The sequence below is a fragment of the Desulfobotulus alkaliphilus genome (assembly GCF_007830435.1).
Taxonomy (GTDB): Bacteria; Desulfobacterota; Desulfobacteria; order Desulfobacterales; family ASO4-4; genus Desulfobotulus; species Desulfobotulus alkaliphilus.
In genome coordinates, this window is the sequence record NZ_VLLC01000042.1 from 1 (window position 1) to 20,253 (window position 20,253).

General features: G+C 48.7%; 20 protein-coding genes and 1 pseudogene. 16 read left to right on the top strand and 5 right to left on the bottom strand.

Translation table 11 applies throughout. From position 1 onward, the window contains the following. On the bottom strand, positions 1-373 hold a 373-nt coding region (locus LZ24_RS15395), incomplete at its 3' end, for a ubiquitin family protein (protein ID WP_222427668.1). A gap of 179 nt (positions 374-552) precedes the next feature. On the opposite strand from LZ24_RS15395, the gene LZ24_RS15400 reads away from it, so the two are divergent. Next, positions 553-2,244 (top strand): CoA-transferase, encoded by a 1,692-nt coding sequence (locus tag LZ24_RS15400; RefSeq protein WP_144686618.1) that lies wholly within the window; start codon positions 553-555, stop codon positions 2,242-2,244. A 73-nt stretch (positions 2,245-2,317) separates the two neighbouring features. Here the strand turns inward: LZ24_RS15400 and LZ24_RS15405 are convergent, their stop codons facing one another. Next, positions 2,318-2,647 carry an AAA family ATPase gene (locus LZ24_RS15405; protein WP_246118616.1) on the bottom strand — a complete coding sequence of 110 codons (330 nt, stop codon included), beginning with the start codon at positions 2,645-2,647 and terminating at the stop codon, positions 2,318-2,320. A 236-nt stretch (positions 2,648-2,883) separates the two neighbouring features. Between LZ24_RS15405 and LZ24_RS15410 the strand changes: the two genes are divergently transcribed. From LZ24_RS15410 to LZ24_RS15420, 3 genes are all read left to right on the top strand, one after another. Then, complete coding sequence (locus LZ24_RS15410) at positions 2,884-3,609, top strand: histidine phosphatase family protein (RefSeq protein ID WP_144686619.1); 726 nt, start codon at positions 2,884-2,886, stop codon at positions 3,607-3,609. Positions 3,610-3,866: 257 nt separating this feature from the next. Then, complete coding sequence (locus LZ24_RS15415; protein ID WP_186443199.1) at positions 3,867-6,335, top strand: hybrid sensor histidine kinase/response regulator; 2,469 nt, start codon at positions 3,867-3,869, stop codon at positions 6,333-6,335. A 171-nt stretch (positions 6,336-6,506) separates the two neighbouring features. Continuing rightward, positions 6,507-8,831, top strand: coding sequence for a PAS domain S-box protein (locus LZ24_RS15420; protein WP_186443200.1), 2,325 nt, complete (start codon positions 6,507-6,509; stop codon positions 8,829-8,831). Positions 8,832-8,940: 109 nt separating this feature from the next. On the opposite strand, the gene LZ24_RS15425 is transcribed toward LZ24_RS15420, so the two are convergent. After that, on the bottom strand, positions 8,941-10,218 hold the full coding sequence (locus LZ24_RS15425; protein ID WP_144686622.1) for an aromatic amino acid transport family protein: 1,278 nt from the start codon (positions 10,216-10,218) through the stop codon (positions 8,941-8,943). 281 nt (positions 10,219-10,499) lie between these two features. Between LZ24_RS15425 and LZ24_RS15430 the strand changes: the two genes are divergently transcribed. The 4 genes from LZ24_RS15430 to LZ24_RS15445 all read left to right on the top strand — a co-directional run bounded on the left by LZ24_RS15430 (position 10,500) and on the right by LZ24_RS15445 (position 12,434). Then, positions 10,500-10,880: a YkgJ family cysteine cluster protein gene (locus LZ24_RS15430; RefSeq protein ID WP_144686623.1), complete on the top strand. Its 381-nt coding sequence runs from the start codon at positions 10,500-10,502 to the stop codon at positions 10,878-10,880. Positions 10,881-10,999: 119 nt separating this feature from the next. Beyond that, positions 11,000-11,242 (top strand): ribbon-helix-helix protein, CopG family, encoded by a 243-nt coding sequence (locus LZ24_RS15435; protein WP_144686624.1) that lies wholly within the window; start codon positions 11,000-11,002, stop codon positions 11,240-11,242. After that, entirely contained in the window at positions 11,239-11,649 is a 411-nt protein-coding gene (locus tag LZ24_RS15440; RefSeq protein ID WP_144686625.1) for a type II toxin-antitoxin system VapC family toxin, read from the top strand. The genes LZ24_RS15435 and LZ24_RS15440 overlap by 4 nt, the downstream gene beginning before the upstream one ends. 110 nt (positions 11,650-11,759) lie before the next feature. Next, positions 11,760-12,434: a YkgJ family cysteine cluster protein gene (locus LZ24_RS15445; protein ID WP_144686626.1), complete on the top strand. Its 675-nt coding sequence runs from the start codon at positions 11,760-11,762 to the stop codon at positions 12,432-12,434. A 72-nt stretch (positions 12,435-12,506) separates the two neighbouring features. Here LZ24_RS15445 and LZ24_RS15450 read toward each other — a convergent pair whose 3' ends face one another. Both LZ24_RS15450 and LZ24_RS17365 read right to left on the bottom strand, forming a co-directional pair. Continuing rightward, the gene (locus LZ24_RS15450; protein ID WP_144686627.1) at positions 12,507-13,352 is read right to left on the bottom strand and encodes an RnfABCDGE type electron transport complex subunit B; all 846 of its coding nucleotides are present in this window, start codon (positions 13,350-13,352) and stop codon (positions 12,507-12,509) included. Then, complete coding sequence (locus LZ24_RS17365; protein WP_186443201.1) at positions 13,279-13,821, bottom strand: hypothetical protein; 543 nt, start codon at positions 13,819-13,821, stop codon at positions 13,279-13,281. Before LZ24_RS17365 ends, LZ24_RS15450 begins: the two co-directional genes overlap by 74 nt. A gap of 122 nt (positions 13,822-13,943) precedes the next feature. Here LZ24_RS17365 and LZ24_RS15455 point away from each other — a divergent pair, with 122 nt between their 5' ends. From LZ24_RS15455 to LZ24_RS15490, 8 genes and pseudogenes are all read left to right on the top strand, one after another. Further along, entirely contained in the window at positions 13,944-14,462 is a 519-nt protein-coding gene (locus tag LZ24_RS15455; protein WP_144686628.1) for a SoxR reducing system RseC family protein, read from the top strand. A gap of 198 nt (positions 14,463-14,660) precedes the next feature. After that, positions 14,661-15,029, top strand: coding sequence for a cytochrome c3 family protein (locus tag LZ24_RS15460; RefSeq protein ID WP_144686629.1), 369 nt, complete (start codon positions 14,661-14,663; stop codon positions 15,027-15,029). A 62-nt stretch (positions 15,030-15,091) separates the two neighbouring features. Next, complete coding sequence (locus LZ24_RS15465; RefSeq protein ID WP_144686630.1) at positions 15,092-16,402, top strand: 4Fe-4S dicluster domain-containing protein; 1,311 nt, start codon at positions 15,092-15,094, stop codon at positions 16,400-16,402. Continuing rightward, positions 16,399-17,370 carry an RnfABCDGE type electron transport complex subunit D gene (locus LZ24_RS15470; RefSeq protein WP_144686631.1) on the top strand — a complete coding sequence of 324 codons (972 nt, stop codon included), beginning with the start codon at positions 16,399-16,401 and terminating at the stop codon, positions 17,368-17,370. Before LZ24_RS15465 ends, LZ24_RS15470 begins: the two co-directional genes overlap by 4 nt. Beyond that, complete coding sequence (gene rnfG / locus LZ24_RS15475; protein ID WP_144686632.1) at positions 17,358-17,948, top strand: RnfABCDGE type electron transport complex subunit G; 591 nt, start codon at positions 17,358-17,360, stop codon at positions 17,946-17,948. Before LZ24_RS15470 ends, rnfG begins: the two co-directional genes overlap by 13 nt. Beyond that, positions 17,949-18,545 (top strand): electron transport complex subunit RsxE, encoded by a 597-nt coding sequence (gene rsxE, locus LZ24_RS15480; RefSeq protein WP_139450594.1) that lies wholly within the window; start codon positions 17,949-17,951, stop codon positions 18,543-18,545. It begins immediately after the preceding gene. 9 nt (positions 18,546-18,554) lie between these two features. Beyond that, a complete protein-coding gene (locus tag LZ24_RS15485; protein ID WP_144686633.1) occupies positions 18,555-19,130 on the top strand; it encodes an electron transport complex protein RnfA in 576 nt (191 codons plus the stop codon). 95 nt (positions 19,131-19,225) lie between these two features. Then, positions 19,226-20,253: pseudogene (locus LZ24_RS15490) on the top strand (pyruvate:ferredoxin (flavodoxin) oxidoreductase); the annotation flags it as partial.

The window sequence follows — 20,253 nt, forward strand, 5'->3', positions numbered from 1 at the left end:
CACCTATTTCCATATGCTGCAGGGCAGCCACTCCGGAACGCACCGTCCGGAGAATCTCCCGGTTGATGGGGTGGGTATGGTCCCTTATCCAGGGCGTGGTATCGTATCTGGACCGGGCCTGCCAGGACCGGATGGCTTCCCATGCGGCATCGGAAAGGGGAAAGCTTTCATCCAGAAGAAATCCACCGCCCTCATAGGCAAGGGCAATGACCCGCGCACGTCTTTTTTCGTACTCATAGAGGGTGATGAACAGAGCATCCAGCGGCAGGAGATCTTTCATGTATAAAAAAGCATCATAAAGGGCCTGATCCAGATCCAGACTGCCACAGATGCGCCGGGTTACTTCTCGGAAATGTTCATGGCTGATTTTCACGACATATCATACCTTCCACGAATATTCGTTCCAACATAAACGATATATCGTCATACCCCTTCCCTGCCTTCTGCGCAAGAACTGATTTTATTGATAAAATAAAAGATGGCACATGAATAGCATTATTGCAGATACGGTTCCGCCTATTCAGATCATTTTTTTTTAAAAGAGAGGGTAAAATGAAATTCATCGAGACAGCAAAGATATACGGCCACTTAATCTCATTTTTAGCAACACAAAACCGGTTCAACCTGAGCTACCACCCCGGAGGGACAGATCGAAACCGGTTTATAACTGCTGCTGAAGCCGCAAAACAGATACCCGATGGATCGACAGTTATCTCCGTCGGTATGGCTGGCCATGCCAGATGCTCCATTCTTTTCAGGGCCATCAGAAACAGCTATTTAAAGGATAAAACACCAAAAGACTTAACCTGGATGACCGTCAGTGCCCAGGGCGGCAGGGGAAAGGCACCCGGAACAGTTGAGGAAGTTGCGGTTTCCGGCCTGATCAAGGAATATATCAGCGGGCATGTGGAAACAGCGCACAAACAGCTTGAAATGGGTGCCAATAAAGAGATTGAAATCCACATCCTGCCCCAGGGTGAAATAACACGAATTTTACACAACCAGTCTGAAGGTAACGCCACCTGCCTGAGCAGCATCGGCATCGGCACCTTTCTTGACCCTGATCTTGGAGGCAATACGGCTGCAACCCCGCACAGCACCAAATCCTATGTGAAGAAAAACGGAGATTTACTGGAGTACTCTCTGCCGAAAATCAATGTCGCTCTTTTCAATGCCCCTTATGCAGATAATGAAGGCAACATCTATTTCAAAAACGCCTCGGCCATCACAGAAATCCGTGAAGCTGCACTTGCTGCAAAATACAATGGCGGAAAAGTCATTGCCACGGTGTCACAAATTATTGAAAAAGATGAAGCATCCATCAGTCTGCCGTCAAAACATGTCAGTCATATTGTTGTGAACCCTGCCAATGAGCAGACGGCAAGCATCAAACAAAGGAAATACTGGCCGATGTTCACTGAGGGGGCCAAGGAGTGCATGGAAAAATCCATTGCTAAAATGAATACAATCAACAGCATCACCTCATACTCTCCTAAGCGTGGCCCCGTTGACAATATCCTTGCCAGAATGGCGGCATCCTTATTTGTCAAGGTGGCTCAAAAAGGCAATCTTGTAAATTTGGGGATTGGACTGCCGGAAGAAGTCGGTCGCCTTGTCTATGAAGGGGGGCTCTTTGATGATTTTACCTTCTCCTCTGAAACCGGCGTTTATGGGGGACTTCCGGCATCCGGTCTCTTTTTCGGCGGTGCAATCAACCCTCAGAAAATGTACAGTTCCGCATGGATATTCAATCATTATAAAACCAGTCTTGATATTACGGTATTGGGAACACTTCAGGTCGATTCCAAGGGCAATGTCAATGTGTCCAAACGGGGTGAAGGTGTCAAAAACTATGTCGGCCCCGGCGGATTCATGAATATTGCCGACAGCGCAAAAACGATTATCTTCATCGGCAGCTGGATGGCAAAGGCGGAGTTTAAACTTAAAGACGGTAAACTGACCCTTATCAAAAAAGGAATCCCGAAATTTGTTGATGAGGTACTTGAGGTAACATTCAATGCCCAAGCTGCATTGGAAAAAGGCAAAACGGTCTATTATGTAACCACTGTCGGTATTTTTAAATTGACTGAAAAGGGCCCTGAACTGATTCAGGTTATGCCGGGCATTGATGTTCAAAGGGATATTCTGGAGGCCTCAACGGCAAAAATTCAGATCTCAGAAAATCTTGAACTGGTTTCTGAAAGCATTGCCACCGGGCATGGCTATAAACTTGCCTGGGATTAAAGCAAAAAAGCAGTACAGCATTTTTTTGCTGTACTGCTGAGTTCAGGCAAGCTCCCATTCAAAACCACTGATATTACGTTCGTCTCTGCTGAAAGCCACGGCAATGAGGTAGACGGCTTCCAATAATACTCTGCCCAAAGGATACACGAATCACAGGATAAACCTGTCCCCAGTCCCGCTTATTTTCCAGCCACAGCCCCTGAAACAGGTTTCGGTTTCCCTCAAAGGCTTCTTTTAATGTATCTACCATCAAGGATTTACCAAAGCGCCCCGGTCTGGAAAGAAAATAATATTTGCCTGTTTTTTTAAGATCATGCACAAACATGGATTTATCCACATAGGCATACCCATTCCCAATGATCTCCCTTAAATGACTGATCCCGATGGGCAGTTTTTTCATCATCACATCTCCATCATCAAATGCCGCCATCAAGCCCCCGGCTTCCGTCATGGGGATATGGGACGACGGTTTTGAATTCTGTTTTTTAAACCCTGCCTTGAAATATATCGATAAACATTTAATATAAAAATAATATTTTATGCCTTTTGGTTCATATGAATTCCATGTAATATGGTATTATAATAAGGGTGGCAAGTATTGGAAAAAGCCGTTGCAAAATACCTCAATAAGAATAGCCGATGACTGAAACGTTCACACATGGGATACCGATGATAACAGCTATGGGCAGAATCTATAGAATACGTTACATAACCTTGGCTTGTTGTTTTTTTGCAGCAGCTTTCTCATTCAGCATTTTCAATATATCAAATGCATCCAGTAATTTGGGCATATCAGATCCAACAAAGTTCATGGAAATTCCAGCCAATCCGGCTTTGCTGGAAAAAATACGCTCAGGAGGTTATGTTCTGTACATGCGCCACGGCCGGACAGACCCCCATCAGCCAGACCAGGTGCCCATAGATCTTGAAGATTGTGCCACCCAGCGCCCTTTGATTGATCAGGGCCGCGCCGAGATCATTATGGTGGGCAAGGCTTTACGCAGGGCCGGTATCCCCATTTCCACAGTGCTGGTCAGCCCCTTGTGCAGGGCAGTAGAGTCTGCACTTCTGGCCTTTGGGCCAGACTTTCAGGTTGAAAACAAACTCATGTACACAGCACACCTTACGAGCAGGCAGAAATTACCGATCATAGCAAGAACCCTGGAACTGATCGCCACTCCGGTGAGCGAACCAGAACAAAACCGGATGCTGGTGGCACATGCACCGAACTTAGCGGACATAATGGGTTATTTTCCTGAACGCGAAGGTACGGTAATTGTATTCAGGCCTCTGGGAAACGGAAAATACGAATATATAGCAAGTATACTCCCTGAGGACTGGGATGGATTGCTGGATTACCAATAGGATCTGATATCATGAAAAATTTTTTAAGCAGACCAGCCATGCTCCCCATCCCTCTTCTGTTAATGGCATTATGTGGAACATTCATTTTTTATACTTCACTGCAAAAAATCAAGCATGAGACTGAAAAAATCCAGGCCAAGAGACTTGATTCTCTCACCCTTATTCTGCAGGCAAATGCGCTGAATGAAGATATTGTAAATAAACATCAAGAAGTAAATCAGGCATTATTATCTGCTAAAAAAAGAAACGCAACGTCCATGGAACTCTATGCGTTTCACTCTGAATTTGTTGATTCAATTGAAGAATTTAAAAAAAGACTTCGGCTTTTAACCGCGCATGATTATCTCAGTCATCATCTTTTGGTCATTGAAACTTTATGGAATGAATTCCATAAGTACAGCTCTTTTATGATCATGGCTACGGACATCATAGCCATAGAACAGGCCATGGCTGAAAAATACCTCTATGAAGCCCAAAATCACTACATTCAGTTTTCCCTGCACTTACAAGAAGCCAGAAGCGCTCTAACAAACAGAGCCTATGAAATCGACCAGAAAGGAGACACCCTGAGGGATGAGATTTACTCCCGAACTATATGGAGTGGTCTGATGGCCATGTTTACTTTTTTTGCAGTGATGACCGTATTTGCCAAGGCCATCAACAACAAAATTGTGGACTTAATTCAACAGGCCAAACAGGCCACCATGGCAAAATCAGAATTTCTGGCCAACATGAGCCATGAAATCCGCACCCCCATGAACGGCGTCATCGGGATGACAGGCCTGCTGATGGATACGGATCTTTCAAAGGAACAGCGGCACTATGCCGCAACCATCCATTCCAGCGGGAAGGCCCTGCTTTCTCTCATCAACGACATTCTGGATTTTTCCAAGATAGAATCCGGCAACCTTGAACTGGAAATTCTTCCCTTCAGTCTCCGGTCCATGCTGGATGATCTGGCTGCCATGATGGGTGTGAAGGCAGACGAAAAAAATCTGGAGCTGATATTTTTTGTGGAAGAAAATGTGCCTGACAGCCTGAAAGGAGATCCGGGACGATTGAGGCAGATACTGACCAACCTTGTGGGCAATGCCATTAAATTCACCCATGAAGGAGAGGTCCTGGTGCATGTGAGCCGGATACATTCTGAAGAACCCGATCTGGCGCTTTGCTTCAGGGTTCAGGATACGGGAATCGGCATACCCGAAGAAAAAACAAGCCGTCTGTTTCAAAAATTCTCTCAGGTGGATGCATCCATTACAAGGGAGTTCGGCGGAACCGGTCTGGGCCTTGCCATCTCAAAGCAACTGGCAGCTCTCATGGGTGGAGAAATGCATGTGCAAAGTAAAGAAGGGCTGGGATCTGTCTTCTCCTTCACCACAAAACTTGAAAAAGCAGGGGATATAAGCCAAGAAGAGATGGATGTTGCCAACCTGAAGGGGGTACGGGTACTGATTGTGGATGACAATGCCACCAATAGGGAAATCCTGCGCATCCGCCTTGAGTCAAAGGGCATGGTCGTAGATGAGGCAAAAAGCGGTCCCGATGCCCTCTCCCTCCTCTATGAAGCACGGGAAAAAGACCAGCCCTATCCCATAGCCATTCTGGATATGCAGATGCCGGGAATGGATGGTGAAACCCTGGGGCGTGCCATCAGAAAAGAGAATGGGCTGGATAAAACCCGTCTTGTCATGATGACTTCCGCAAGCCGGTACGGAGATGGGGCAAGGTTGCAGGAAGCGGGTTTTTCCGCCTACCTGACCAAGCCCGTTCAGTACGGCGAGCTTTACACATGCCTGATTCTTACTCTCTCCGAAAAAGAAAACCCATCGGGTCTGGTTACACGATATAGGGCAAATAAAATACATTACAGCCAATTACCGGACTTTTCAGAAAAAAAAGTTCACATCCTTCTGGTGGAAGATAATATAACCAACCAGCAGGTGGCAGTTGGAATACTGACAAAAATGGGCCTGAGGGCGGATACGGCGGCCAATGGACTTGAAGCCCTTGAAGCCATGAAAATGATTTCCTATGATCTTATTCTCATGGATATGCAGATGCCTGAAATGGACGGCGTCAGTGCAACCAGGGAAATCAGAAGAATTGAAGCCGCAGAAAACAGAAAGCCTGTACCCATTATCGCCATGACTGCCAACGCCATGCTGCAGGATCGAAACAAGTGTCTTGAAGCAGGGATGAATGACTACCTTTCCAAACCCGTTATGCCCGAAAAACTGGCTGATATTCTAAAAAAATGGCTTGATACGGCCCCTGAATCTGGTGCAAAAGAAGTTTCTTCCGCATCTTTTCAGGAAACAGCCATCAGTGAAACAGAAAACGCCAAATCTTTCCGACAGGTATGGAATCCTGCAACCCTTGACCGGCTCCTGGAAGGTGATACGGATCTGATACGTAGTGTACAGGACATTTTTTTCAAAGGGCTCCCTGAGAATCTAAAAAAACTTAAAGAAGCTTTTCAAAATGGAGATGGGGAAAATGCCCGGTTGATTGCCCACACCATTGCAGGGTCATCTTCAAACGTAGGCGCAGAAATTCTTATGGACACTGCATTGGAAATTGAAAGAAAAATCATTGAAGGTGATATGGATGCAGCCATGCCCATGCTGCCGGAAATGGAAAAACAGGCGGCTTCTCTTATTCAACACATACAGATTGAAACGGTTAAAATTGAACACCCCCTCCTCCCGACGCAACACAGGTGACTTTCAGGGAGTTTTTATCAGCCTTCAAGATTTTTTTACCCCTAAGGGAGATTTTCCAGAGCATAGGAAAAAAACAGCCCACACACAGTGATGTGCAATATATCGTGACGGAATTCGGCGTTGCCAGATAATCAGTTAAAAATGCATGTCTTGGAAACTTAAAGGGTGAATATGACAATAAAGCCTTCATATGAAGAATTGGAAAAGCGGGTACATGAACTGGAAAAAAATGAATCTGAGCATAAATATTCGAAAGAAATATTGAATGTTTATGAAAAAGCTTTTCTTGGTTATCAGTCACTGGACGAGAATGGCCGCTATATCGCTGTTAATCAAATCTGGCTGGACACCCTCGGGTACACAAGGGATGAGGTTATTGGTCGCTCCTTTACGGACTTTTTACATCCTGACTGGCGGGGAAAATTTAAGGAAAAATTTTCAGAGTTTAAGTGCATGGGTGAAATTTTAGGGGCTGAATTTAAATTATTAAAAAAAAATGGAAATTGTATTCAGGTCTCTTTGACTGGTCAAATAGTCAGGGATAAAAATAAAAATTTTTTACAAACCCACTGTATTTTTCAAGATATTACCCAACACAGACTGGCCGAGGATGCACTGAGGGAGAAATCTCTTTTTCTCCATAACATTATTGACTGCATCTCTGATCTTGTCTCTGTGACCGATATGGAAGGAAACTTTATATTCATTGGATCTACCCACAGAATCCTTGGATATGAGCCTGATTTCCTTATTGGAAAAAATGCCATAGAGCTTGTCCACCCCGATGATCATCAGAAAATGGCAACAGCTTTCAAGGATTTTCTAGCCAACAGGGAAGATGGCCGAATGGTTGAGTACCGGTTCCGGCGGGCAGACGGCGAGTACATCTGGCTTGAAACAATTGGAAAATTCATTCTTGACGATGCTGGAAACCCAAAGAATATTTTATTCTCATCAAGGGATTTTACAGCGCGCAAAAAGACTGAAGAAGAAATTGCAAAGCGTGAATTAACATTGAATAAAATATTTGATGTTCTGCCCATTGGTTTATGGTTTGCAGACAAAAACGGCAAGTTACTACGGGGCAACCCCGCAGGAATAAAAATATGGGGTGCGGAACCTACCGTTCCCATTGAAGAATACGGCGTATTCAAAGCCCGTCGCCTGCCATCGGGAGAAGAAATTGCTCCGGATGACTGGGCCTTGGCACATACGATTAAAAAAGGCGTAACCATTAAAGATGAGCTTTTGGAAATTGATGCCTTTGACGGTCAGAAAAAAATCATTCTTAATTATACCGCCCCTGTGATCAATGACCGAGGGGAGATGCTTGGGGCTGTGATTGTTAATAATGACATCACCGAACAGAAACGGGCCGAAGAGCAGCGTGAAAAACTTCAGGCGCAACTTAATCAAGCCCAGAAAATGGAGTCCATAGGTCGGCTGGCAGGCGGTGTGGCCCATGATTTCAATAATATGCTGGGGGTAATTCTGGGACATGCTGAGCTTGCACTGATGCGGGCTGATGCAAAACAGAATCTCTATGCTGATTTAATTGAGATTGAGAAAGCTGCAAAACGGTCAGCGGATATTACAAAGCAGCTTCTGGCTTTTGCCAGAAAAGAAATCATATATCCCAAAAAGCTGGATCTGAACGATACCGTGGAAAAAATGCTGACTATGCTTCGCAGGCTTATTGGCGAAAATATCGACCTTATCTGGAAATCATCCAGCCATCTCCTGTCAGTAAAGATGGACCCGTCACAGATTGACCAGATCCTTGCCAATCTCTGCATCAATGCCAGAGATGCCATTTCCGGAGTGGGAAAAATCACCATTGAGACCGGAAAGCATACCTTCGATGAAGAATATTGCAAAGTACATGCAGGCTTTATACCCGGTGATTTTGTTATGCTGGTGGTCAGTGACAACGGCTGCGGAATGGACAAAGAAACGCAAAAAAATCTGTTTGAACCTTTTTTCACTACCAAAGAAGTGGGGAAAGGTACCGGACTGGGTCTTGCAACGGTTTACGGTATAATTAAACAGAATAACGGTTTTATCAATGTATACAGTGAGCCGGGCCAGGGTTCCACCTTCAGAATTTACCTGCCCAGACTGTTGGAACCAGACTGTGTTCACACAGAAGAAATCAGGAAAAAAACAGCCACTGGAGGTACAGAAACCATTCTGCTGGTAGAAGATGAGCCTATGATTCTGGATATGACCAGAAATATGCTCGAAATGATGGGCTACAAAGTGCTGGCATCTACTTTGCCAAGTGAGGCAATCAAGACAGTAAAAAATTTCACAGGTACAATTCATCTGCTTATAAGCGATGTGGTCATGCCAGAGATGAATGGTGCGGAGCTGTCACGTCAAATTAAGGACATTTATCCGGGCATTCAGCTTTTGTTTATGTCCGGCTACACAGCAAACATCATTACCCATCAAGGGGTTCTGGATTCTAACCATAACAAACCACGATCATCATGACAAATCAACTGAATGTATTCGTCTTTTTTTACCTTGTAGAAAATTTTGTCTGTTCCATGGATTGTAATCTTCTACAGGTTTTGAAATGACTTTTATCAGGCTTCAGGCTTTAGCCCTGCAGGAGATTTCCCAGAGCATAGGAAAAAAGCAGCAGCGTGCCAACGGAAAGAACCAGCACATTGGAAAGTTTTCTGAAGATCCGGAAACCCTTTACCTTCACAAGAATGCCAATGGGCAGAATAAACAAAAAGATGGCCACAAGGGGTGCCACAAAAAGACCGAAAATATCCATAACCGATGGGTTAAAAAAGGCAATGATCCACAAAGAAAGATAAATGAACAGATGCAGAAAAATATCCTGCACCTTTTTTGATCCCTCAGGCTGTTTTCCCTTTCTTCTGAAAAAATGCAGCGCCTTTCTCAGCATTTCCCAGCCTGCTTCCTTCACCGCAAAAAAGACTCCGATAAAAGACGTGAACAGCGCAGCAATTCCCACCATCACACCGATATTGACAAGCACCGGAGCAACCCCTTCCTTGAAACTTAAAATGGTCAGGCAGTTCAGATTTTCTGCAATGGCATGGCTGAACTCTTCGGGTGTAAGGGAAAGCAGACAGGAAAAAACAAAAAGCAGCACAAAAAAAAGCAGAAGAACCGAGGTTTTTAAAACAATGGACTGCAGTTTCAATAAAACCTCATCCCTGATCCAGCCATCCTGTCTTCGAAAGGCAGTCACCATGGAAGACATGGCAGGAAAAAACACAAAGGACAGGGTGAGAATGGGCAGGATCCGTAAAATATCCGTGAAAAAGCCCATAGAAGTGGGTGCCTGATAAAAGGAGGAAAAATTCCAGAAAGGAATCAAGTAGATGGAGATGGCAAACAGAAAAACAATCATGACCGAAGAAACAAAGCTCATCACAGCAAGCACAATCTTCTCATCGATCATCTGAATCAGGGCAAAAACAAAAAGAATGGCAAGACTCAGAAATGGTCCTCTGGCCCAGTTGGTTTCCGCTATGCCTGTATGGACAAAATAAGCGCCAAGGTTGGCATTAAGGCCAAGGATATAGGACAGAAGAACGGCATAAAAGGTGAGAAAAAAAACAGCCACCACAAGAAGGCCTGCAAAACGTCCCAGAAAATGGGCCACCACACCGGCATAATCCAGATTTGCCTTTTCCACCGCCAGAAGACGGATCACGGAAGTATGGGAATAGTAGATCACCGGCAGGATGAAAAGGGATAAAAAGACCATGGCCCAGACGCCTGAGATTCCGGCCTGCAGGGGAAGATACAGAATACCCGCTCCAACGGCGGTACCAAAAAGTGTCAGAATCCATGGCAAAGACTTTTCTTCCACCCGTTTTTCTATTTCAGAACCCATAACGCAAACGACTCCTCATTTAAAACAAAGACAAATCCGACAGAGATTAAACGCAAGACCGGGCATCATTTTTGCCCGAACAAAAACAAAGCCAGAGGCTTACTGTAAAATCAGATATATGGCAAGGAGCAGCGGAACACTTTGACACTTGGCCCTCTTTCGGCTAGATCCAGCAGGCAAGGGCATTGATCTGAAAAGATCTTTGCCAGACATTCTTTCAGACCAGACCCTGCACTGCAGACGCAGTCAGTATAGCAGGCTTTCAAGCAAAAGGAGTGACCATGCAGACATCCTGTACCCAGTGCGGCGAATGTTGCCGCAAAGGCGGACCCGCCCTGCACATTGAAGACAAGTTTCTCATCATGCAGGGCAAGCTGCCTGCCAGCGGCCTTTTTACCCTTCGGAAGGGGGAAGTTGGCATGGACCCTGTGGAAAATAAAAAAATCATACTGGAAGAAGAAATCATCAAAATCCAGCCGGACAGCAACAGGGACTGGGCCTGTATCCATCTTTCTGAAAAAGGGGATGCCTGCGAGGTTTATGACACCCGTCCTTTGGAAATTGAAAGAAAAATCATTGAAGGTGATATGGATGCAGCCATGCCCATGCTGCCGGAAATGGAAAAACAGGCGGCTTCTCTTCTTGAGCTTTTCAAAATTTAAAAACATTCATATCGGTGCCAAATTAAAATGACTGACGCCTTTTCCGGCTGGTGATATGGCTGAAGCAACTTGACATAACAAGACGCTTGTATTACATATCGTAATACGGAGGTGGCAATATGATCACATTAAGACTTGATCCGGATTTAGAAAAAGAGATTAGTACCGTTGCCAAAAATCTTGGTCTGACAAAATCCGATTTAATACGTAAAAGTGTCATTGAATATCTCGGAAAGATAGAAAGTCCTAATGCCTGGGAATTGGGCAAAGAATATTTCGGCAAATATTCAAGCGGTCTAAAAAATTTGTCGGAAGATCGAAAAATGATTTTAAAAGAAAAAATTCGGGCAAAAAGAAAATGAAAAAAGTTCTAATAGACTCTGGCCCTTTAATTGCCTTATTCGATTCATCCGACAGATATCATCAAAAATCGATTGATTTTATCAAAAAAAATAAATTTCCTCTTGTTACAACGATAGCTTCCATTACAGAAACACTGCACTTATTAGATTTTAGCCGAAATGCTCAAATAGATTTTTTAGAATGGATTGGCAGAGGAAGCGTTGAGATTCATGATATCCAGAATAAAGATTTTCACCGACTAAAAGAGCTAACAGAAAAATATCGAGATTTACCAATGGATTTTGCGGATTCATGTCTTGTATATTTAGCTGAACAACTCGACATAAATACCATTGCAACGATTGATCGTGATTTTACAGTCTACAGGATTAAAGGCAAAAAAAAGTTCGAAATTTTAATTTCTTAGATCAGTAGCACAAGACCTGAAATTCCAGCCCGCTGGGGAAGATACAAAATACCTGCCCCGACACTGCAGACGCAGTCAGTATAGCAGGCTTTCAAGCAAAAGGAGTGACCATGCAGACATCCTGTACCCAGTGCGGCGAATGTTGCCGCAAAGGCGGACCCGCCCTGCACATTGAAGACAAGTTTCTCATCATGCAGGGCAAGCTGCCTGCCAGCGGCCTTTTTACCCTTCGGAAGGGGGAAGTTGGCATGGACCCTGTGGAAAATAAAAAAATCATACTGGAAGAAGAAATCATCAAAATCCAGCCTGACAAGAACAGGGACTGGGCCTGTATCCATCTTTCTGAAAAAGGGGATGCCTGCGAGGTTTATGACACCCGTCCTGTGGAATGCAGACTGCTGAAATGCTGGGACACCCGTGCCCTGCTGGCCCGTTATCAGGAAGACAGGCTCACCCGAAAAGATATTTTCGGCGGCGTTGAAGGCCTCTGGGATCTCATTGAAGATCATGAAAAGCGCTGTGGCTATGATACCATCCGCAATCTTGTGGAAACTTTAGAGGAGCAGAAGGGAGCCGATGGAGAAAGCGCCCGGAAACTCGGAGAAATCATCTTATATGACAGACATATCCGGGAAGTGATGGAAGAAAAAAAACCGGAGATGGCAAAAATGGCAGACCTTCTCTTTGGAAGACCGCTGATGCAGACGCTGCCGGTGATGTTTGATCTGAAAATTGAAAAAAAAGAATCCGGCTGGGTGATCAAACCCAGACGGATTCCCGTATAAAAAAACCGTGGACAGGGCTGAAAACTTTGCGGGCAGGCAGGCGCAAGGCCTGCCCAAGGGCTCCCGTAGTCATCAGGCAGCCTGCGCTTCGGGTCTTTCCACGGGCCGGATACCGGAAACGGGCAGAAAACAACCCGGCTTGCATTTCACCTCAAGGCATACAGGTTCAGGGCAGACAGCGCATCTGGCATAATCAATTTCCGGGAGGTTGCCTGCCATGGCAACGGCTCCGTGGGGGCAGGCTTTGGTGCAAAGACGGCAGCCGATACAGCCGAAGTCACAGGCTTTTTTCGTTTCACCGCCCTTTTCAGGATTCCTGCAGAAAACCATGGTTTTTGCCGTTTCCGGAACCATGACAATGACATCCTTGGGGCAGGCCCGAACACAGATACCACATCCGATGCAGGCATCCTTATCCACCTCGGCAACACCCCGCCCATTGATACGGATGGCATTTTCCGGACAAACGGACACGCAGCTTCCAAGGCCAAGGCATCCCCATTTACAGGCCTTCTCCCCTTCCGTCAGGAGAGAGGCGGCGCGGCAGTCCGCAATGCCCTGATAAGTAAACAGGGAATGGCATCCCTCCACATTTCCACCGCCACAGGCAACCACCGCTTTGGCAGGAACCATTTCTTCGGCTTCCTTGCCGCTGATACGGGCCACCTCACGGGCCACATCCGCCCCACCGGGCGTACATAGGGTCGTAGAAACACGGGGCTCCAGCACCACCTTTTCCGCATACTGCCGACACCCGGCATAGCCGCAGGCACCACACTGACCTGCGGGCAGAACCCCTTCCACCAGATCAATGCGGGGATCTTCTTCCACATAAAGCCATTTGTCAGCAATGGCCAGCAAAAGACCGATAAGGGCACCCAGTCCGCTCAGGGCCAGCACAGAAATCAGGATATTCATTGCAAATTTTCTCCTTCTGGATTCGTGGAACCCGCAGGTACGGGAATCTGAACAGATCTTTTTCCAAAAACCGTCCTGTTTTCCGGACAGTATTTTTCCATAAAAAAACAGACGCAACGGACAAAACTTTATATATTATGATGGAAAGTGTATCTTTTTTCCCAAATGCCCGTTCTTTCTCTTTCGTCTTCCGCAAGCGTCCCTTTGTCACATAAAGAATGCTACAAAATTCATGCCATATATTCAAAAGCTTTGCCCTTTGCTCCATTCCCAAAAAGGCTGCAGCCCAATATTTTGGATTACCACTGTCTTTCAGCCATAGGAATTTTAACGCTTGTCGCCGGGCACCCGTAAAGGGTGCCCCTACAAAAAACAGGGCCACTTGTTTCCACAATCCACCGATTCTGAATCGGAAATGGGTTTTTTGTAGGGGCAAGCCCCCGTGGTTGCCCAAAACCAGGGCAGGCACGGGGGCCTGCCCCTACAATATCGTTTCAAGACTGCCCCATCCGCCAAAAAATCAAATCTGGCCTGTTTTTTGCTTTTATCATTAAAAAAGATGTATCAACCCACCTTCAGTGAGGAGCTGCCATGCGAACAACAGAGGCCATCGTCACCTTCACATCCGGGGAAAACACCCGCATTCAGGCCTGCAGGCCCGAAGCCTGTGCCGCCTGCAAAGCCAGAAGCGTCTGTGCCGTAGATCCGGCCAATATGGAAATTGAGGTCAAAGCCCTTCCCGGTCTCAAGGCGGGTGACAGGGTGCTTGTGGGAATCGGAAACCGGGAATTTGTAAGGGTTATGGCCCTTCTTTATGTATCACCCGTTGTCTTTTTTGTGGGCGCTGCACTGGCCGCCCACCATGCCGCCATCAGGCTGCACCTGCCCGCCGATCCCCTTGCTGCCGCTGCTGGCCTCCTCTCCCTTGCTCTGGCTTTTTTTATCATACGCCACATCAGTGGCAAGCTGTCCTGTTCTCCGGCCTATGGGCCCAGAATATTAAAACGCATCAAAGGCCCGGAGCCGTCCGCTTTTCCGGACAACCCCATGTCCCCTCCCCCTCGCAGCCAAGAAAAAACAGAAGCAATCCCAACAAAAACAAAGAGATAAACAAGATGGCATTCATATTGCTAAATATTGCCCCAGAGCAGGCTGCCTGAACCTCCTGTATCAACAGCCCCGATACCTCTCTCCCATCGGGGCTGCTTTTACAGGCACGCCACCTCCCTTTGTCTGTCAACCGGTAAGTATCGGTCAGGGACCTGCACATTCTTATATGAACCTAACGGATACAAAAGGCGGATTACCATGCAGCATTTACCCCCCAAAAAGCTTCTGGCCGTTGCCATTGTGCTTTCTCTGCTGGGTTTCGGGGCCTACACCCTTTTTCCGGCCCAGCCCCCCATGGAACCCGTTCGCATCCTTTTTGAAGGAAAGGCCGGCAATGTTCTTTTTGACCATCAGATCCATGCTGAAAATTATGGCCTGGACTGTGCCAGCTGCCATCACAACCTGGAATACGGCGATGACACCTTTTCCTGTCTGGCCTGCCATGAAAAAGATTCTGACGATCCCTTTATGCTTTCCTACATGGATGCCCTCCACGATCAGTGCATCCAGTGCCATGAAGATGAGCAGGCAGGGCCCGTGGACTGTGCAGCCTGTCATAACCGCTGATATCAGATTCCACATCCCCATGCCCCTGCAAGGGACATCCACATCTGCACCAGGAGATTCTTATGATTGTTAACCGACTGCTTACCCTTGGTTCTTCCCGGCTCAGGTACGCACTGCTGCCACCAACTCCCCCTGATCTGGATCCCCTGCCCGCCCCCCGGAGCGTCACCCTGCTTTCGGACCAGACCCTCGGCCATGGCATCGGCGGCAGGGAAGCCCTTCTGCGGCTCAAACAGATTCCGGGCAAGGAATTTAAGCTCAAAAAGGGAGATGCCGTAGCCCGAGGGCAACTGCTTGAGCTTTTTGACAAAGGCCATGCCGTCATATCTCCCATCTCCGGCACCGTTACAAACATGACTCCCTATGTGGGGGATTATGGCCGGGTATACATGACCCTCACCATAGAAGCCGGGGAAACGGATGCTCCGCCCCAGACGGAAAGTTTTCAGCGCAGCGATATGTTCAGGGCGGCTCCGGCACTTCCCGGCAAACCCGATCTGCCAAAAACCCCACCCCTGCGGGTCATTATCAACGGGCTTGGTTCCGATGTGCTGGCCACCAACAACCAGTACGTACTGAAAACAAGGCAAAAGGATCTTGAAGCCGGACTGGAATGGATTCGCAGTACCTGGCCTTCAGCTTCGGCCCATCTGATGGTTGTGGAAGGCCAGCAGCAGGAATGGAACAGGCTCAAGGGATGCCGCGTGCACGGCGTGGCACCGGTTTATCCGGCGGCCTCTCCCCGCCTCCTTCACCGCACGGTCACAGGAGAAGAAGCCCCTTCGGAAGCCTCCCTCATCGAAGCCGGAACCCTTGTTCTGCAGGCCGAAGCCCTTGCTGCCATGGGAAGTCTCTATGCAACGGGGATTCCTCCCATGCAGAAGCTGGTGCAGGTCATGGGAAAGGACGGCATCGGTCATCTGATTTCCGTATGCATCGGAACGCCTGTTTCAAAGGTGCTGGAGCATCTGGGACTGAAGGCCGAATACGGAGACAGGCTGATTCTGGGCGGTCCCATGACAGGCTATGCCGTATATACCGATGACTTTCCCGTATGTCCGGACACGGATACCCTCCTCGTTCAGGCAGCGGAAAAGGGGGTTCCTTCCCAGACGCCCTCCTGCATCAACTGCGGTGCCTGCAACCGCATCTGTCCGGCACGGGTTCCCGTGAACCTTCTTCTGCGGGTACTGGAAGCGGGCCATTACGGGGAAGCTGCGGAATCCTTTGATCTCATGAGCTGCATCGACTGCGGCCTGTGCAGCTTTGTCTGTCCCGGTCGCATTCCCATTTTCCAGTATATTCAGCTGGCCAAATACGAACACCGCCGTCAGGTGGCCGAAGAAGCACAGAATCAGGAGGTGGCAGAATGATGTCTTCCGCAACCCGGTTCACCGTGGGACACGCCCCCTTCATGCACTGCGGCCAGAGCATTTCCATCCGCCACCTTATCATTATGGCCGCAGCCCTCCCTGCCATTGTACCAACGGTTCTGCGCTTTGGCATGCCTGCCCTTGCCGTGCTTCTTCTGGCCGTGGGGTCCGCCATGATCTGGGAGGTGCTTTTTCAGGGCATCAGCAGAAAGCCTTCTTCCGCAAGGGACGGCGGTGCTGCCCTGACCGGCCTTCTCATTGCCATGCTCATGCCCATGGCCATGCCATGGTGGGCGGTGGTATGTGCAACGGGCCTTGCCGTAGCCCTTGGCAGAGAAATCTATGGCGGCACAGGCACCTACCCTTTTAATCCGGCAGCTTTAGTAACAGCCCTTCTGCTCATATCATGGCCCCATCTCTATGATCTGGACCGGACATTTCTCAATTATACCCTTGATTTTCCAGCCATCTGGCCCCTTGTGGAAGTCAAGGCCATGGGAGCGGAAGCCGCCTTTCGCTTTAACATGGGCGATCTTTTTATGGGCAGGGAAATCGCCTATATCGGAACAGGCTGTGCCGCAGGGCTTCTGATCGGGGGCATCTTTTTAATGCTCACAGGTATTTCCCGCTGGGAAATCTGCCTTTCCTTCCTTGCAGGGATTCTTCTTGCGGCAACGGCTTTCCACCTGATGAATCCTGCCCTTTATGCGGGCCCCCTTTTCCATCTGCTCACGGGAAGCACCCTTCTGGTGGCCTTTTTTCTCATGCCCGAAGATGCGGGATCACCCGTTCTGCCCCTGCCCATGATGCTTTTCGGATTGGGCGGCGGCATTCTGGTAATCATCATCCGTAATCTGGGTGTCTATGGAGACGGCGCTGTTTTTGCCGTTCTTCTGATGAATCTTCTTACGCCCATCCTGGACCGGATGCGGCCCAAAGCCCTGGGGAGGTCCTCATGGGAGAAATGATACGCATGGTGGTCACCCTTGCCATCCTCAGTGCCGTATCCGGCGGTGTACTGGCGGGGGTTCAGCAATGGACCAAAGACCCCATAGAAAGGCAGAAGCTTGCCAACGAAAAAGCACCGGTGATCCGGCAGATCCTTGAAGGTACGGAAAATGATCCCATTGCCGACCGCTTCACCTTAAACGACGGCACCCGTGATTATCTCATCTTTCCGGGCAGGGTGAACAATGAGCCCATCATGGTGCTGGAAGACAGGGCACAGGGCTATTCCGGAGATGTTCATGTAATGGTGGGATTCAGCCTGAAAAACGATACCCTTGTGGGTGCAGGTGTCACCACCCACAGCGAAACACCGGGCATTGGATCAAGAGCCAAGGATGACCCCTCCTTTACCCGCCAGTTTAAGGGCAAAAAAGCCGGAGCACCGGACAGCCTTCGCCTGGACGGCGGAAGCCTGGACAGCATCAGTGGAGCCACCATCACAGCCCGTGCAGTGGTTCAGGCCGTGGAACGGGCTTCTTCGGCCTATCTGCGCCTTAAACCGGAACTTGAATCTTCCAAAAGGGAAAAGGAGGAATAAATGCCGCGTCCTTTGCATAAAGAGTTCCTCAAGGGACTGTGGGAAGAAATTCCGCCCTTCCGTCTGGTCCTTGGACTCTGCCCCGTACTGGCCGTTACCATGACCGTTGAAAACGGCATTGGCATGGGCCTTGCCACCACCTTTGTACTGGTCTGCTCCAATGTGCTGATCTCCATCTTGAGAAATCAGATTCCGCCCAAGGTGCGCATTGCCTGCTACATTCTTGTGATCGCAACCTTTGTGACCATTGTGGATATGCTCATGCAGGCCTTCACCTATCCCCTTTACCAGAAACTGGGGATTTTCATTCCCCTCATCGTTGTTAACTGTGTTGTTCTGGGAAGGGCCGAAGCCTTTGCCAGCAAAAACAGCGTCCTTCCGTCCCTGGCCGACGGCCTTGGCATCGGTATCGGATTCACCCTTTCACTGGCTGCCCTTGGCGCTCTCCGGGAAGCCTTTGGCAACGGCACCCTGCTGGGACACAGCATTTTCGGTCCCGGATATCAGCCCCTGACTTTTCTTGTGGAAGCGCCCGGTGCCTTTATCGGACTGGGTATTCTCCTGGGACTCATGAACCTCATTAGTCAGCGCCGATAGGAGCCAGCCATGGAAACCTATATCCTCCTTGCCATCACCTGCATCTTTATTAACAACATTGTCCTCACCCAGTATCTGGGCATCTGCCCCTTCATGGGTACTTCCAAGGCAATGGAAACCGCTGTGGGCATGTCCATGGCCGTTCTCTTTGTTCTGGTCATGGCCGGTTCCGTCACATGGATGGTGGAACACTGGCTGCTGGCACCCATGGGCATCACCTTTTTGCGTACCATCGCCTTTATCCTCATCATTGCCTCGCTGGTGCAGTTTGTGGAAATGTTCCTTAAAAAAAGTGCTCCCGGCCTTTATGCGGGTCTGGGCATCTTTCTGCCCCTGATCACCACCAACTGCGCCGTTATGGGGGCCTGTCTGCTGGCCATCAGTGCGGAGTACACCTTTATGGAAACCCTGGTGGCATCCACGGCCTATGCCCTGGGTTTTGGTCTGGCCCTCACCCTCTTTGCCGGTATCCGGGAAAGACTTTTCAAAGTGCGGGTTCCCGGCCCTTTCCGGGATACGGCCATTGGTCTGGTTGCCGCAGGCGTGGTCTCTTTAAGCTTCTTTGCATTTAAAGGAATGGGCTAGAGGAAGACCCCCAATGCCCTTATCTGTTTTGAACAAGCCACAAGCTTTATCCATGAAGCCGTGCAACCCACGGCATAACCCTTGAAGGAGACATCATGGCAGCAAAAGAAAAAAAGCTCATGACCATCGACGGCAACACCGCAGCGGCCCATGTGGCCTATGCCTTCAGTGACCTTGCCACCATCTATCCCATTACCCCATCCACTCCCATCGGAGAAATTTCCGATGCCTGGGCAGCGGACGGGCGTAAAAATATTTTCGGTCAGCCCGTGACCGTGCGCCAGCTCCAGTCCGAAGCCGGTGCCGCAGGCTCCATGCATGGTGCCCTTGCCGCAGGTGCCCTGACCTCCACCTTCACGGCATCCCAGGGGCTTCTGCTCATGATCCCCAACATGTACAAGATGTCTGGTGAACTGCTGCCCGCCGTCTTCCATGTAACGGCCCGTGCCGTGGCCGCCCATGCCCTTTCCATCTTCGGGGACCATCAGGATGTCATGGCCTGCCGCCAGACCGGCTTTGCCCTGCTCTGCTCCAACTCCGTACAGGAAGCCATGGACATGGCGCTGGTTGCCCACCTGGCAGCCATTGAAGGACGCATCCCCTTCCTCCACTTCTTTGACGGCTTCCGCACCTCCCATGAGGTTCAGAAAATAGAAGCCATCAACTATGAAGACATGGCAAAGCTCGTAAACAGGGAGGCCGTGGCAGAATTCAAACACAATGCCATGAATCCAGAGCACCCCGAAATCCGCGGCACCGCCCAGAATCCGGATATCTATTTCCAGGGCCGTGAAGCCTGCAACCTCTTCTATGAAGAGCTGCCCCATATCGTGACGGACTACATGAAAAAGGTGTCCGCACTGACGGGAAGACAGTACAATCTCTTTGATTACGTGGGACATCCCGAAGCAGACCGTGTCATTGTCGCCATGGGTTCTGCCTGTGAAACCATTGAAGAAACCATTGAATACCTTGTGGAAAAGGGCGAGCGCGTGGGTCTCATCAAGGTCCGTCTCTACCGTCCCTTTGTGAACGAGGCCTTCCTTGCTGCCCTGCCCTCCACGGTGGAGCGCATCACCGTCCTTGACCGCACCAAGGAACCCGGTGCCATTGGCGAGCCCCT

Coding starts and splice junctions, on each gene's coding strand:
- LZ24_RS15400 (WP_144686618.1), top strand. CDS start 553: ATGAAATTCATCGAGACAGCAAAGATATACGGCCACTTAATCTCATTT.
- LZ24_RS15405 (WP_246118616.1), bottom strand. CDS start 2,647: ATGATGAAAAAACTGCCCATCGGGATCAGTCATTTAAGGGAGATCATT.
- LZ24_RS15410 (WP_144686619.1), top strand. CDS start 2,884: ATGACTGAAACGTTCACACATGGGATACCGATGATAACAGCTATGGGC.
- LZ24_RS15415 (WP_186443199.1), top strand. CDS start 3,867: ATGGAACTCTATGCGTTTCACTCTGAATTTGTTGATTCAATTGAAGAA.
- LZ24_RS15420 (WP_186443200.1), top strand. CDS start 6,507: ATGACAATAAAGCCTTCATATGAAGAATTGGAAAAGCGGGTACATGAA.
- LZ24_RS15425 (WP_144686622.1), bottom strand. CDS start 10,218: ATGGGTTCTGAAATAGAAAAACGGGTGGAAGAAAAGTCTTTGCCATGG.
- LZ24_RS15430 (WP_144686623.1), top strand. CDS start 10,500: ATGCAGACATCCTGTACCCAGTGCGGCGAATGTTGCCGCAAAGGCGGA.
- LZ24_RS15435 (WP_144686624.1), top strand. CDS start 11,000: ATGATCACATTAAGACTTGATCCGGATTTAGAAAAAGAGATTAGTACC.
- LZ24_RS15440 (WP_144686625.1), top strand. CDS start 11,239: ATGAAAAAAGTTCTAATAGACTCTGGCCCTTTAATTGCCTTATTCGAT.
- LZ24_RS15445 (WP_144686626.1), top strand. CDS start 11,760: ATGCAGACATCCTGTACCCAGTGCGGCGAATGTTGCCGCAAAGGCGGA.
- LZ24_RS15450 (WP_144686627.1), bottom strand. CDS start 13,352: ATGAATATCCTGATTTCTGTGCTGGCCCTGAGCGGACTGGGTGCCCTT.
- LZ24_RS15455 (WP_144686628.1), top strand. CDS start 13,944: ATGCGAACAACAGAGGCCATCGTCACCTTCACATCCGGGGAAAACACC.
- LZ24_RS15460 (WP_144686629.1), top strand. CDS start 14,661: ATGCAGCATTTACCCCCCAAAAAGCTTCTGGCCGTTGCCATTGTGCTT.
- LZ24_RS15465 (WP_144686630.1), top strand. CDS start 15,092: ATGATTGTTAACCGACTGCTTACCCTTGGTTCTTCCCGGCTCAGGTAC.
- LZ24_RS15470 (WP_144686631.1), top strand. CDS start 16,399: ATGATGTCTTCCGCAACCCGGTTCACCGTGGGACACGCCCCCTTCATG.
- rnfG (WP_144686632.1), top strand. CDS start 17,358: ATGGGAGAAATGATACGCATGGTGGTCACCCTTGCCATCCTCAGTGCC.
- rsxE (WP_139450594.1), top strand. CDS start 17,949: ATGCCGCGTCCTTTGCATAAAGAGTTCCTCAAGGGACTGTGGGAAGAA.
- LZ24_RS15485 (WP_144686633.1), top strand. CDS start 18,555: ATGGAAACCTATATCCTCCTTGCCATCACCTGCATCTTTATTAACAAC.